The sequence below is a fragment of the Pseudomonas sp. LFS044 genome, from assembly GCF_047978245.1.
GTDB lineage: Bacteria > Pseudomonadota > Gammaproteobacteria > Pseudomonadales > Pseudomonadaceae > Aquipseudomonas.
Genome location: NZ_JBFPFX010000009.1, coordinates 50,869 through 64,202 on the forward strand (window position 1 = coordinate 50,869; position 13,334 = coordinate 64,202).

Annotated in this window: 11 protein-coding genes and 1 pseudogene; 7 read left to right on the forward strand and 5 right to left on the reverse strand. The window is 62.9% G+C overall.

Annotation, left to right across the window (positions count from 1 at the left end):
• Positions 1 to 27: 27 nt before the first annotated feature.
• From cobM to ACNQPL_RS09910, 4 genes are all read left to right on the forward strand, one after another.
• Positions 28 to 780, forward strand: a complete 753-nt coding sequence (gene cobM / locus ACNQPL_RS09895; protein ID WP_416466567.1) for a precorrin-4 C(11)-methyltransferase — start codon at positions 28 to 30, stop codon at positions 778 to 780.
• A gap of 66 nt (positions 781 to 846) precedes the next feature.
• Positions 847 to 1,089: a DUF1272 domain-containing protein gene (locus ACNQPL_RS09900; protein WP_346614292.1), complete on the forward strand. Its 243-nt coding sequence runs from the start codon at positions 847 to 849 to the stop codon at positions 1,087 to 1,089.
• A gap of 223 nt (positions 1,090 to 1,312) precedes the next feature.
• Positions 1,313 to 1,927 carry a response regulator transcription factor gene (locus tag ACNQPL_RS09905; protein WP_346614293.1) on the forward strand — a complete coding sequence of 205 codons (615 nt, stop codon included), beginning with the start codon at positions 1,313 to 1,315 and terminating at the stop codon, positions 1,925 to 1,927.
• A gap of 13 nt (positions 1,928 to 1,940) precedes the next feature.
• Positions 1,941 to 5,216 carry a transporter substrate-binding domain-containing protein gene (locus ACNQPL_RS09910; protein WP_416466568.1) on the forward strand — a complete coding sequence of 1,092 codons (3,276 nt, stop codon included), beginning with the start codon at positions 1,941 to 1,943 and terminating at the stop codon, positions 5,214 to 5,216.
• On the opposite strand, the gene ACNQPL_RS09915 is transcribed toward ACNQPL_RS09910, so the two are convergent.
• From ACNQPL_RS09915 to ACNQPL_RS09925, 3 genes and pseudogenes are all read right to left on the reverse strand, one after another.
• Positions 5,191 to 5,685, reverse strand: coding sequence for a methyl-accepting chemotaxis protein (locus ACNQPL_RS09915; protein WP_387530882.1), 495 nt, complete (start codon positions 5,683 to 5,685; stop codon positions 5,191 to 5,193). The genes ACNQPL_RS09910 and ACNQPL_RS09915 overlap by 26 nt on opposite strands.
• Before the next feature lie 42 nt (positions 5,686 to 5,727).
• A pseudogene (locus ACNQPL_RS09920) lies at positions 5,728 to 6,567 on the reverse strand (PAS domain-containing protein); the annotation flags it as partial.
• 43 nt (positions 6,568 to 6,610) lie between these two features.
• A complete protein-coding gene (locus tag ACNQPL_RS09925) occupies positions 6,611 to 7,630 on the reverse strand; it encodes a LacI family DNA-binding transcriptional regulator (RefSeq protein ID WP_346614296.1) in 1,020 nt (339 codons plus the stop codon).
• 206 nt (positions 7,631 to 7,836) lie between these two features.
• Between ACNQPL_RS09925 and ACNQPL_RS09930 the strand changes: the two genes are divergently transcribed.
• From ACNQPL_RS09930 to ACNQPL_RS09940, 3 genes are all read left to right on the forward strand, one after another.
• Positions 7,837 to 8,376, forward strand: coding sequence for a gluconokinase (locus ACNQPL_RS09930; protein ID WP_346614297.1), 540 nt, complete (start codon positions 7,837 to 7,839; stop codon positions 8,374 to 8,376).
• Positions 8,377 to 8,488: 112 nt separating this feature from the next.
• A complete protein-coding gene (locus ACNQPL_RS09935; RefSeq protein WP_346614298.1) occupies positions 8,489 to 9,841 on the forward strand; it encodes a GntP family permease in 1,353 nt (450 codons plus the stop codon).
• An 87-nt stretch (positions 9,842 to 9,928) separates the two neighbouring features.
• A complete protein-coding gene (locus ACNQPL_RS09940; protein ID WP_346614412.1) occupies positions 9,929 to 10,228 on the forward strand; it encodes a hypothetical protein in 300 nt (99 codons plus the stop codon).
• 63 nt (positions 10,229 to 10,291) lie between these two features.
• On the opposite strand, the gene ACNQPL_RS09945 is transcribed toward ACNQPL_RS09940, so the two are convergent.
• Together ACNQPL_RS09945 and ACNQPL_RS09950 are read right to left on the reverse strand one after the other, a co-directional pair.
• A complete protein-coding gene (locus ACNQPL_RS09945) occupies positions 10,292 to 11,716 on the reverse strand; it encodes a sigma-54-dependent transcriptional regulator (RefSeq protein ID WP_346614299.1) in 1,425 nt (474 codons plus the stop codon).
• Positions 11,685 to 13,181, reverse strand: a complete 1,497-nt coding sequence (locus ACNQPL_RS09950; RefSeq protein WP_346614300.1) for a HAMP domain-containing sensor histidine kinase — start codon at positions 13,179 to 13,181, stop codon at positions 11,685 to 11,687. Before ACNQPL_RS09950 ends, ACNQPL_RS09945 begins: the two co-directional genes overlap by 32 nt.
• Positions 13,182 to 13,334: the final 153 nt, after the last annotated feature.

Sequence of the window (13,334 nt, forward strand, 5' to 3'; positions counted from 1 at the left end):
TACATCCATTACCTGCAAGGAATCTTCATGACGGTCTACTTCATCGGCGCCGGCCCCGGCGACCCCGAGCTGATCACGGTCAAGGGGCAACGCCTGATCCGTCAGTGCCCGGTGATCATCTACGCCGGCTCGCTAGTGCCGACGGCAGTGCTCGAGGGCCATCAGGCCGAGACAGTCATCAACAGTGCCGAACTGCACCTGGACCAGATCATCGAGGCCATGCGCACGGCCCATATAAAAGGCCAGGATGTAGCCCGGGTACACAGTGGCGACCCCAGCCTGTATGGCGCCATCGGCGAACAGATCCGCCATCTGCGCGAGTTGAATATCGACTACCAGATCATCCCCGGCGTTACGGCCACCGCCGCCAGCGCCGCATTGCTGGGCTGTGAACTAACCCTGCCAGAGGTCGCGCAAACGGTGATCCTCACCCGTTACGGCGACAGCTCACCCATGCCTGCTGGCGAACAACTGAGCGACCTGGCGCGCCATGGCAGTACCTTGGCCATCCACCTGGGGGTCAAGCACCTGGCCCGTATCGTCGACGAACTTGTGCCCCATTACGGTCTCGACTGCCCGGTCGCCGTGGTGCACCGTGCAACCTGGCCGGACCAGGATTGGGCCCGCGGCACGCTTGGCACTATCGTCGAACAGGTGGCCGCCAAGGGCTTTCGCCGCACGGCGCTGATCCTCGTCGGCCACGTGCTCGGGGACGCACCGTTCGCCGCGTCAGCCTTGTACCGCGCAGGGCACGCACACCTCTATCGCCCGGGTGATTGACCATTGCCAACCTGCCAGGTGCCGTAGCAGACTCCAGGCTCCATTGCGCGGACCGGAGTCACGCCCATGCTCGAGCTACGCCCAAATTGTGAATGCTGCGACGTTGATCTTGCGGGCGACAGCCCTGACGCGCTGATCTGCTCGTTCGAATGCACCTTCTGCCGCAACTGTGCCGAAACCCGCTTCCAGGGCCGCTGCCCAAATTGCGCCGGCCAGTTGCTGGCCCGCCCCCCGCGCGTCGGCCAGGCGCTCAGCAACAACCCTGCCTCTACCCAGCGCGTGTCGAAGCCTCACGCCGCCTGCGCATAAGCAGCTACCGAGGGCAGGCAGCGTCGAAATGCCTCTGACGATGCCCGCCCTCAGCCGTTTTTGTAGGATTTTTCAACAAAGTCAGCCCGCTTAGTCAACAGATCTATACTCGCCATTATCAAGGCGTCGGAATGGAAGTATCGTGCTGCGCTGCAGAAAGACCTTGCAGACGTATTCCTGATAACCGCGGGAAACGGACCACATTTCGACAGGAGTTTTCCTCATGACAACCGTGCTGATCGTCGACGATCACTCTACCGTCCGCTTCGCGCTGCGCATGTTGCTTGAGCGCGAGCGCTTTCAAGTTATTGGTGAGGTCGACAATGGGAGTGAAGTTGGGCAGGTAGCACGCAACCTGCAACCGGATGTGGTGGTACTGGACATCGGGCTTCCGGGGCTCGACGGCATGGAGGTGATAAAGCGCCTGCAGCAGCTACCCAAAGTGCCAAGGATCATGGTGCTGACCGGGCAAGCCACCGACCTGTACGTACGCCGCTGCCTGGACGCCGGCATTGGCGCCTTCGTGACCAAGGATGAAGACCTCGAGGCTGTCGTCTTTGCACTCAAGGCGCTGGTGAAGGGCTATTCCACCTTTCCGCAGATGTCGGTCAACAGCAATTCCCTGGAAAGCGAGGCGGCGCGGCTGGGCAGCCTGTCAAACCGCGAGATGGAAGTACTGAGACGCCTGGCTCGTGGCGAGAACAACAAGAACATTGGCCATTGCATGAACCTCAGTGCCAAGACCATCAGCACCTACCGTGGACGCATCATGGACAAGCTCAAGACTGAATCATTGGTGGAAATGGTTGACCTGGCCACGCGCAACTACGTCAAGTAGGCCCGCAATCGCCATGAAACGCTCGCTGGCAGGCCTGCTCATGGCCATCGGCCTGGCCTGCTGCTCCCCTGCAACCCTCGCCGACGCCGAGCCACGGCAGCTGCTGGCGCGCTCCATCAGTGCTGCGCCACCGCTAAAACTGGGCAGCGACGACCGGCAATGGCTGCAGCAACGCAAGGTTTTGCTGCTGGGTAGCTCCCGCCCCGATTACCCGCCGTTCGATATCAACATCAGCCAGGCCGACTATGAAGGCCTCAGCGCAGACTATGCCGGGCTGATTGCCGAGCAACTGGGCATACCGATCGAAGTCAGGCGATTTTCCAGCCGCCATGAGGCGATCGCTGCCCTGCGTGATGGCAAGATCGACATGCTCGGCAGCTCCAACGGCTTCGAAGCCGCCGATGCCCAGCTAAGCCTGAGCCAGCCCTACGCCGACGACTTGCCGGTCATCGTTACCCGCGAAGGGCGCACCCTGAAAAACGACAAAGACCTTGCCGGCCTGCGCCTGGCAATGGTCGATCATTACTTGCCGGGCGAAACGGTCCGCACGCTCTACCCCAAGGCTCAGCTGAGTTTCTATCGTTCTACCCTGGCCGGCCTGGCGGCGGTAGAGATGGGCGATGCGGATGCGTACCTGGGCGATGCCATCAGTACCGACTATCTCATCGGCAAAACCTACCAGGGCCTGGTAAGGATCGACCATTTCTGCCAGGTGCCTCCCGGGAGTTTCTCTTTCGCCTTGGCCAGTGACAACCAACGGCTTCGTCGCCTGGTCGATACAGCCCTGGGGAAGATTACCGAAAGCGAACGTTTAAGCATCCTGCGCCGCTGGAGCAGCGGCAACACCAGCATCCTGCTCGAGCGTCACTTGTCAGCGCTCAGCGCTGAAGAGCAGGCCTGGATCGATCGCAACCCGACGGTCAGCGTACTGATCGACACGGCACTCGCCCCGCTGACCTTCAACGATGCCCGCCAGCAACCGACAGGCATTACCATCGACCTGCTCAAGCGGATCGGCTTGCGCACCGGGCTGCACTTCAAGTTCATCGAGCGCAATGCCGTGCAGACCATGGTCGAGCAGGTGGCACGTGGCGAGGCGCAAATGATCGGTGCCTTGGGTTACGGCGCGCAGCGTGCGGCCCAGCTGCGTTATACCCGCCCCTACCTGGTAAGCCCGCGGGTCCTGGTAACGCGCAACCAGGCTGGGTGGCAAGTGCAATCCAGAGACCTTGATGGCCAGCGCATTGCCGTGGTGCGTGGCTCCCCCTTGCGCGCCGAGGTGCAGCGCCGCTACCCCAAGGCCAAGGTCGTCGAGGTGAACAACCCCCTGAGGCTCATGGAAGCCGTGGCCAACGACAGCGCTGACGTCGCCTACAGCAGCCACATCAATGCCACGTACTACATCAACCAGGTCTTCAAGGATAAGTTGCGCATTGCCAGCGTGCTCGGCGAAAACCCGGCCTTGGCTGCGTTCGCCGTCGCCCCCGGCCAACCGCAACTGCAGGCCATCCTCGACAAGGCCCTGCTGAGCATCCCGCCAGAGGAGCTGGACCAATTGGTCAACCGTTGGCGCACCAGCAGCCTGGTCAGCGACAGCCCATGGCGCAATTACCGTACGCTGGCGCTGCAGGTACTGGTGCTGTCTGCACTGGTGCTGGCCGGCGTGGTGTTCTGGAACAGCTACCTGCGCAAGCTCATCCACCAGCGCACAGAAGCCCAACGCGCGCTGCAGGAGCAGTTGGCACTGAGCCGCGGGCTGCTCGAACAACTGCGCCAGGCAAAAGACGACGCAGAGCAGGCGAGCCATACCAAGAGCACCTTCCTGGCAACCATGAGCCACGAGATTCGCACCCCCATGAATGCGGTGATCGGCCTGCTCGAATTGGCGCTCGAAGACGGCCGAGCCGGGCGCTGCGACGTCCTGGCGCTGCAAACGGCGCACGATTCGGCCATTGGCCTGCTGGGGTTGATCGGCGACATTCTGGATATCTCGCGCGTCGAATCCGGCCATATGACCCTGCAACCGGTGGCTACCGACCTGGTTGAACTGGTACGCAGCACCTTGAGGGTTTTCGAGGGCAATGCACGAACCAAGGGCCTTCGCCTGCAGAGTGAATTGCCTGACGCGCCCGCTTGGGTACTGGCAGACGCCCTGCGGCTCAAGCAGATTCTTTCCAACCTGTTGAGCAATGCCATCAAATTCACCGACCGCGGCGAGGTGCAAACCAGCCTGGTGATTCGGCCAGCAACCGCAAGCAATGCCGTGCTGGTCGAGCTGAACGTGCGCGACACCGGCATCGGCATTGGCCCGGCGGACCAGGCGCGACTGTTCAGTGCCTTCGCCCAGGCGCGAGGCCCGCGGGCACGCCAAGGCGCAGGCCTGGGCCTGGTCATCAGCCGGACCCTGGCCGAGCTGATGGGCGGCACACTGAGCCTGCAAAGCGTCGAGGGCGTAGGTACCAAGGTGCTGGTCGAACTTCGACTTCCCGTCAGCGAAGCGCCCGCCCCCGCCGAGGCCGAAACGCCGGCCCAGGAAGGCGAACACGGCCCACTGAACATCCTGGTGGTGGATGATTACCCCGCCAATTTGCTGCTGCTGGAAAAACAGCTGACCACCTTGGGCCATCGGGTGACCTTGGCAGAGGACGGCCAAACGGCCCTGGATCACTGGCAGCAAGCAGCGTTCGACCTGGTGATCACCGATTGCAGCATGCCGGTCATGGATGGCCACGACCTGACGCGCAGGATTCGTCAGCAGGAGCAGGCGTTTGGTCTGCCCGCCTGCAAGATTCTCGGGATTACCGCCAATGCTCAAGCAGAGGAGCGCGAGCGCTGCCTCGCCAGCGGCATGGACGATTGCCTGTTCAAGCCACTCGGCCTGCGCACCCTCGCAGCCCATCTACCGCAGGCCCGCCCCGGTGCTGCTGCAGGTGTGCCAAGTGGCAGCGGTTTCAACCTGAACGAGCTGCGCCACCTCACCCAGGACGACGAGCAACTGGTGCGGCGCCTGCTCGAGCAGCTGTCGCAAAGCGCCAGCGAAGACCTGGCCGCGCTGCATGCCTTGGGCACAGCGCCGGACCGCGACGCGGTGCGTGCGGTGGCCCACCGCATCAAGGGCGGCGCCAAAATGCTCAAGGTGCGCGCAGTCGTGCGCGATTGCGAAGCCATCGAACAAGCCCAGGCCGAAGGCTTGCCGACCGACGCGCTGCAGTTGCGGCTTAAAACCAGCCTGCAGGCCCTGCAGCGCGAACTGGCGGATGCCCTCAGTGCAATTGCAGCGTCGAGTTGATCTGGCTGATGGCATCGACCACATGGCGTGAGCCCTGCTGGATTTCCATGATCACCGTGCCGGCCTCGTTCGCCAGGGCAACGCCTCGCCCCGTGCGCGTCAGGCTCGACTGCATGCTGGCCACTGCGGTGAGCGAAAGGTCATGGTTCTGCCGCACCACATCGACAATTTCCAAGGTGGCCTTGCTGGTCCTGGCAGCCAGGCTGCGCACCTCGTCGGCGACCACGGCGAAGCCGCGACCATGCTCACCGGCGCGGGCCGCCTCGATGGCGGCATTCAGGGCCAGCAGGTTGGTCTGGTCGGCAATGCCGCGGATGGTCAAAACGATCTGCCCGATTACATCCGACTGTTTACTGACCGCATCGATGCTGCGCGCCGCGTCATTGAGCTCCTGGGAAATCTGTTCGATGACCTGTACCGTCTGCTGCACCACCTCGGTACCCTTGCGGGCGCAGGCGTCGGTCTGCACAGAGCTGGCATGCGCCGCTTCGGCCGCGCTCTGCTGAGTGCTGACCTGCGCAGTGATGTCGCTGGCGAACTTGACCACTTTGTAGAGCCGGCCCTTGCTGTCGAAGATCGGGTTGTAGGAAGCCTCCAGGTACACCGTCTGGCCTTGCTTGTTGACCCGCTCGAAGCGATGCGAGTGGTACTCGCCGCGGTTCAACGACGCCCAGAATTCGCGGTACCCGGCCGACTCGCGCTCATGCGCCAGGCAGAACAGCCCATGGTGGCGGCCAACCACCTCTTCCAGGCGGTACCCCATGGTCGAGAGGAAATTCTGGTTGGCCTTGATCACCCGCCCTTGCGGGTTGAACTCGACCACAGCCATGGAGCGGCCGATGGCTTTGAGCAGGCTCTGGTTTTCGTGCTCTTCCTTTACCCGCTGGCTGATATCGGAGGCCACCTTGATCACGCTGGTCACGTGCTGCAGCTCATCACGCACCGGCATGTAGCTGGCTTCGAGCCACACCTCGCGGCCCGCCTTGTCGACGCGTTCGAATGTCCCGCTGATGGCCTTGCCTTCCCCCAGCTCCCGCCACAACTGCTGGTACTCGGCCGTTTTCACGTAGGCCGGGTCGCAAAACAACCGGTGGTGCTTGCCGCGCAACTCTTCGACGGTATAACCCATGGTCTGGCAGAAATGGGCATTGGCGTCGAGGATGGTGCCATCGGGGGCAAACTCGATCATTGCCATGGAACGGCTGATCGCCGCGAGCTTTGCCTGGGCTTCGGCAAGGGCTTGGCGAGTGCGCTGAATTTCGATCAAATCTGACTTGCGATGAAAATCGAACATGGCGCCGGGGTCCTTTGTGCGCGGGGTTTCCTGAGCATAGATCGGCGCCGAAAGCATGCAAGCGAACTGATATCACTTAGTCATTAGTGACAAAGAAAAGTCAGGAGCTTTCGCGCACCATCAATTCAAACCCCAGGTCCTGCTGCTCGGTGGACACGCGCTTGCCATCGAGCAAGGCCAGCAACGCGTGTGCCGCACCCCGACCGACGGCAGCCCGTGGCGTACGGATCGAGGTCAGGCGCGGCACCATGTGCGCTGAGGCCGGCAAGTCATTGAAACCGACCATCGCCACCTGGCGTGGCACTTCGATCCCCTGCCGCAACGCCTGCAGCACCGCGCCCTGGGCCAGGTCGTCGTTACAGAAGAAAATGCCGTCCACATCCGGCGCCTGCGCCAGCAGCTGGCTGAACAACTCGCTGCCCAGTGCAATGGACGAGGGCTGCGGCGAGAGGATTTCAAGTTCGGTCGCGGCCATGCCTGCCTCGGCCAAAGCCTGGCGGAAGCCTTCGGCCCGTTGCATCACGCGCGGGTCGAGTTGCGCGGCGATGAACGCCAGGCGCCGCCGACCACGCTCGAGCAAGTGCTGCGCGGCCGCGCGGCCGGCCTGCTGCTGGGAAAAACCGACGGACAACGCACCCGCCTCGCCGCCCAGCTCCATCATGTGCACGCAGGGCACCCCGCTGGCCGTCAGCATTTGCCGCGAAGCCTCGCTGCGGTCGAAGCCGGTGAGCAGCATGCCGCACGGCTGATACGCCAGGTAGTTGCGGATCAGGTTTTCTTCTTCGTCGATATCGTAGTGATAGTTGCCGATCAGTACTTCGAGCCCGCGGGGGCGCATGACATCGTGGATGGCCTCCAGGGTGTCGATGAACAGCTGGTTGGACAGCGACGGGATCAGCACCACCACCGACTGGCTGCGTGCAGAAGCCAACGCCCGGGCGGCCGGGTTGGCGACATAGCCCAGGCTGGCTGCAGCGGCCACCACCTTTTCCACCAATTCCGGGGCAACGGTGCTGACGCCGCGCAGCGCGCGGGAGGCGGTAATCGGGGAAACCCCGGAAAGCCTGGCGACTTCTGCCAGGGTGGGACGACCGGTAGTGCGGGAGCCTGATCGGGACATGAATGTTGTAATTTTACTACTTGCAAGGGAGGGGAACGGTCACTAAGGTAGCGCTGTCTCAGGACGCAGGCAATGTAATCTTTGGTGGTGGCGGCTACACGCCTTCTGCCAAGCGTCCATACTGCGTAACGACAAGATCAATAACACCGGGGAGTAGCCTTTCGTCCACAACGAGACAGCGCTATCTCGCCCCGCAGGAGGTACTGATGAATTCTCCCCTGTCCGCCATTGTGGTGATGGGCGTGGCCGGTTGCGGCAAAAGCTGCGTCGGTGCTGCCATTGCCGCCAGAAGCGGCGGCCGCCTGATTGAAGGCGACGCGTTTCACCCTGCCGAAAACATCAAGAAGATGAGTGCTGGCACCCCCCTCAACGACGACGACCGAGCCGGCTGGCTGGTGCGCCTTGGCCAGGAGCTGCAAGCCACGGTCAAGGATGGCGAACGCCCGATCCTCACCTGTTCGGCTCTCAAGCGCCGCTATCGCGACACCCTGCGCGAGGCGATGCCCGGGCTGGTGTTCGTATTCCTCGAGCTTACCCCTGCCGAAGCTGAAAAGCGCGTGCTCGCCCGCCCTGGCCACTTCATGCCGGCAAGCCTGATCGACAGCCAGTTCGCCGCCCTTGAATCTCCCCATGGCGAGCCGCTGACGCTGCCATTGGATGCCACGTTGCCCATCGAAGCGCTGGCCGAGTCGGTGGACGCCTGGCTAAAGCCCTGCGGTGAGCGGAACCTGGCGCGGACCGCCTGACCCGGCGGTTTATCCGGCTCACCAAAGACAGCGCTGTCTCGATGCCCTGAAACGGCGAAAGTTCAATTAAAAGCAACGCCAAAAACAACGATAAGACCGAGGCCTTAAAACCATGTTCGGACTGGCTACAGATACCTACCTGCTGCTCGACGCCCTGGTGACCATCATCGGGCTGATCCTGCTGATCACCCATTTCAAAGTCCACCCCTTCGTTGCCCTGACCATTGCTGCGGGCTTTCTCGGCCTGACGTCCGGCATGCCGGTGGCCAAGGTCATGAAATCGTTCCAGGACGGTTTTGGTGGCGTGCTCGGCTTCGTCGGCATCGTCCTCGCGCTGGGCACCATGCTCGGCAAGCTGATGGCCGACTCCGGCGGCGCCGACCAGATCGCGCAAACCCTGATCCGCGCCTTCGGCAAGAAGAACGTGCACTGGGCGATGATGTTCGCCGCGTTTCTGGTGGGCATCCCGCTGTTCTTCGAAATCGGCTTCGTGCTGTTGATTCCGCTGGTGTTCATCGTCGCCCGACGCTCCGGGGTATCCCTGATCAAGATCGGCATCCCGCTGCTGGCAGGGCTTTCCGTGGTTCACGGCCTGGTGCCGCCGCACCCAGGCCCGCTGCTGGCGATCGGCATCTTCAAGGCCGACATCGGCAAGACCATCTTCTACGGCCTGCTGGTGGCGCTGCCTACGGCGATTATTGCCGGCCCGCTGTTCGGTAACTTCATCTCCCGCTACATCCCCGGCAACCCGTCGCAAGAACTGATGGACCAGATTGCCAAGGAGTCCGATCAAAGCAACCTGCCCAGCTTCACCATCACCCTGGTCACCGTACTGCTGCCGGTGGTACTGATGCTGCTCAAGACCTTCGCTGACGTGGTCCTGCCAGCCGAACACATCGTACGCCAGTGGATGGACTTGATCGGCCACCCGATCACCGCCCTGCTCGCTGCCTTGTTGCTGGCGTTCTACACCTTCGGCTCGGCGCGTGGCTTCACCCGGCAGCAGATCATGAAGATGCTCGACCAGAGCCTGGCACCCACCGCAGCCATCGTGTTGATCGTCGGCGCTGGCGGTGGCTTCAAGCAGATGCTGGTGGACACCGGTGTCGGTAACGTGATCGGGCAGATGGCGGTGCAGGCGGAAATTTCGCCGATCATGCTGGCCTGGCTGGTGGCGGCGGTTATCCGCATCGCCACGGGCTCGGCGACCGTGGCGACCATCACCGGCGCAGGTATCGTCGCACCGGTGATCGACCTGGTGCCCGGGGTCAACCGGGAGCTGCTGGTGCTGGCCACCGGCGCTGGCTCGTTGATCCTGTCCCACGTCAACGATGCCGGCTTCTGGCTGGTGAAGCAGTACTTCAACATGACGGTGGCCGAAACCTTCAAGACCTGGAGCATGATGGAGACCATCCTGTCGGTGGTCGGCATCATTTTCATCATGGCGCTGTCGACGGTGGTGTGACCGCTGATCGGCGTAATGGCACCTTGGTGCGTCGGGTAGGGCCGAACAGACATACGTGCCCTACCCTCGCAAAGGAGCCTGCCCATGATGATCCGCACCAGCTTGTTGCTCGCCACCCTGCTCGCCGCCCCGCTGGCCCTGGCGGTTGGCACCGGCCCGACCTACCCTGACGACCCGCACAACCCGGCGCCAAAACCGGGTGTCGACAGCACCCTCAACCCGATCGAAAAGCCCATGCCGCGGGACACCGACCCGCGCATACAGGGCAATGACCCGGAAAGCCCGCCCGCCAGGCAGAATGACAACCGCGACCTTCCGGGTATGGATGGCACGGGGTCGGAAGGAACGGGTGGCCAGGGGGCCGGCTCGGACGGTGGCCAGCGTTAGACTTCATTGGCCTCTTCGCGGGTAAACCGTGAAGGGGCCGGACTAGCCCGTACCGGATACCGCTCACCACTGACGCTTGTCAGGCCGGGTCAACCCCAGTTTTTCGATCTTGTAGCGCAGCATATCCCGCGAAAGGCCGAGCATCCGCGCCGATTTGGTGACGTTCCAATCGGTGCGATCGAGCGTCTTGCACACCAGGTCGCGCTCCATGTCTGGCAAGCTGGTGCCAGGCTCCGGTTCATGCCGCGGCATTTCATACAGTGTGGCGGTGGGCTGGGCCAGCGGCTCGTCGACCAAGGTCAGGCACAGGTTGAGCTGATGCGCCTGCACCACTTCATTGGGCGCCAGCAACACGGTCTGCTCCAGCATGTTGCGTAGCTCACGCACATTACCCGGCCAGCTGTAACTCAGCATCAGGGCCTCGGCCTCGGCACTGAAACGCAGGTTCGGCTTGCCATAGCGGCGCCCGTGGTGGGCCAGGAAATGCCGGGCCAGGATCAGAATGTCCTGCCCACGTGCGAACAGCCGAGGCACCTTCAGGGCAATGATGCGCAAGCGGAAGAACAGGTCTCGGCGGAACTTGCCCTGCTGCACCATCTGCTCGAGGTTGCAGTTGGTGGCGCTGATCACCCGCAGATCGACCTTGCGCTCCTTGACCGCGCCGATGCGGCGGATGCTGCGGTCTTCCAGCAACTTCAGCAGCTTTGCCTGCAGCACCAGGTCCATCTCGCCGATCTCATCGAGGAACAGCGTGCCGCCATCGGCGGCCTCGACCAGCCCCACACGGCGCTCCTTGGCATCGGTGAAGGCGCCCTTTTCATGCCCGAACAGCTCCGCTTCCAGCAAGTTGGCGGGGATCGATGCGCAGTTGAACTCGATGAACGGCCCCTTGCTGCGCGACCCATCGAAATGCAAGGCGCGGGCGACCAGCTCCTTGCCCGTGCCGGTTTCGCCTTCGACCAGCACTGGCGGCAGGTCGTCACTGGCCATGCGGCGCTCGGCATCGAGCACCTGGCGCAGCGTGTGCTTGAGCGTGAGCATCACCGGTGACTCGCCGATCAGGGCCTGTAGCCCGGACTTCTGCGCCTCGCGCTCCTGGTAGAACGACAGCGTGCGCTCCATGCGGTCGGTCGCCAGGGCCTTTTCCAGCGTCAGCTTGAGCTCGGCGAGCACCACGGGTTTGGTCAGGTAATGGAACGCGCCCTCCTTCATCGCTTGCACGGCATCTTCGACGTTGCCGTAGCCGGTCATCATGATCACCTTGAGCTCCGGTGCCTGCGCCACCAGGGTGCGCAACAGGTCGTGGCCGTTCATGCCGGGCAGCGAGTTGTCGGTGAGCACCGCGTCGGGCTGGATGCGCTTGATCTGCTCCAAGGCAAGCTCTGCGCTGTTGCACACGGTCACCTCGAAGCCCTTGAGGCTCAGGTAGGTGCGAATGTTGTTGGCAAGGATTTCATCATCCTCGACTACCAGGATGCTGTGCTCCATGTTCCCCTCCCGCTGCAATATTGAAAGTGAGGCTGACGCGGGTTCCTTCCTCTTCGCGGCTGCTCAGGCTGACCGAGCCGCCGAACCGTTCCATGATGCGCTTGGCCAGCGCCAGGCCTACACCGAGGCCGCCCTGCTTGGTGGTGAAAAACGGCTTGAAGACCATCCGTTCCTGCTGCTTGGTCATGCCTTTGCCGGTGTCGCTAAGCAGCAAGTCGACCCACTGGCCATCCCGCACACTGACCTGAGCACGCAACTGGCCGCCGCTGGGCATGGCTTCGATGGCATTGGAAAACAGGCTGTTGAGGATCTGCGACAACTGCAGCGGCTGGCTGGCCACCCATTGCGCCTGCGGCCCCTCGAAGGTGAAGCGCACGCCGTTGCGCTCGATCTGCTGGGCAAAGGCCTGGCGGGTATCGTCAATGGCCGCCACCAGGTCCACAGCTTCGGCGATGTCGCTGGTGGGGCGCAGCGACACCAGCAGTTCGCGCACCCAGCGCGACATCCGGTCGACCTGGCTGATGATGTCGACAATGTTCTGCTGCGCCTGGGGGTTGGCGATTTCCTGGGCAAGCTCTGCACTGGAGCGAATATTGGCCAACGGGTTGCGCATGCTGTGCGCCACCGCCGACGACATTTCGCCCAGAGCCACATAGGTTTCGCTGGCCACCAGGCGGTCCTGCTGGTGGCGCAGCATGGACGCAGCACGGCGCACGATCCAGAACAGGCCAAAGTAGATCAGCGCCCCGCCCAGCAAGGTCGAGGCCCAGATCAGCACGTAACCGCGCTGGATACGCCGGATCAGGTCCTTGGGCTCTTTGTAGATCTCGACCATCGCCATCACCTGCTCGCCCTGGCTGTCGAACAGCGGGACGTAGTTCTCGATGAACAGGTACTGCGGGGCGCGCTGGAACTTCTGCTCTTCGCGGCCTTCTTCGGCCTTGTGGTAGCTGGCCGATACCGCCTTGCGCGAGCGGAATGCATGCTCCAGCTCGCCATCGGCCGCGATGCGCTTGCCGACCAGTGCCGGGTTGGTCGACCAGACGATGGTACGGTCGCGGGCATAGACGTTGGCCAGCAGCGTGTCGGGCAAGTGCTCGACATGGTCGAGAAATTCGACGCGGGTCGACTCGGCGAGCGCGGGGCTGACCTGCAGGTGTTGATGGTCCAGCCGTGGGTCGAGCAATTCGCCCATGGTGGTGCCGGGCGGCAGCTGCGAATGGCGCACCTCGGCCTGGGCCATGGCCTGGATGAACTGGGCGGTGAGCATGGCGTCGCGCTCGACGCTGTCACGCACCACGAAACGCGTCGAGACGTAACCCAGGCCGCCTGCCACCGAGGCAATGATCAGCAGGCTGATCACCGAAAACCAGCGCAGCAGGTTGAACTCGCGAAGCGGGGCAGCGAAGCCGCTGCCAGGCTGCGCCGGGGTCTTGTCGGGGAATTCGGTTTCCAGCGTCTGCATCGCTTCGTTCCCGCGCAAGATTGCGTTCAAGGTCGCACCCGTGAGCTTAGCGTGCGTAGCAAGTTGATAGCACTTCGCCAGCCACGCCGCAGCCGCCATTTGTCGCCAATGTAGCGCTGCAAAAAACCAGCCATGGGTACTTGAAAATACAAT

Coding starts and splice junctions, on each gene's coding strand:
- cobM (WP_416466567.1), top strand. CDS start 28: ATGACGGTCTACTTCATCGGCGCCGGCCCCGGCGACCCCGAGCTGATC.
- ACNQPL_RS09900 (WP_346614292.1), top strand. CDS start 847: ATGCTCGAGCTACGCCCAAATTGTGAATGCTGCGACGTTGATCTTGCG.
- ACNQPL_RS09905 (WP_346614293.1), top strand. CDS start 1,313: ATGACAACCGTGCTGATCGTCGACGATCACTCTACCGTCCGCTTCGCG.
- ACNQPL_RS09910 (WP_416466568.1), top strand. CDS start 1,941: ATGAAACGCTCGCTGGCAGGCCTGCTCATGGCCATCGGCCTGGCCTGC.
- ACNQPL_RS09925 (WP_346614296.1), bottom strand. CDS start 7,630: ATGTCCCGATCAGGCTCCCGCACTACCGGTCGTCCCACCCTGGCAGAA.
- ACNQPL_RS09930 (WP_346614297.1), top strand. CDS start 7,837: ATGAATTCTCCCCTGTCCGCCATTGTGGTGATGGGCGTGGCCGGTTGC.
- ACNQPL_RS09935 (WP_346614298.1), top strand. CDS start 8,489: ATGTTCGGACTGGCTACAGATACCTACCTGCTGCTCGACGCCCTGGTG.
- ACNQPL_RS09940 (WP_346614412.1), top strand. CDS start 9,929: ATGATCCGCACCAGCTTGTTGCTCGCCACCCTGCTCGCCGCCCCGCTG.
- ACNQPL_RS09945 (WP_346614299.1), bottom strand. CDS start 11,716: ATGGAGCACAGCATCCTGGTAGTCGAGGATGATGAAATCCTTGCCAAC.
- ACNQPL_RS09950 (WP_346614300.1), bottom strand. CDS start 13,181: ATGCAGACGCTGGAAACCGAATTCCCCGACAAGACCCCGGCGCAGCCT.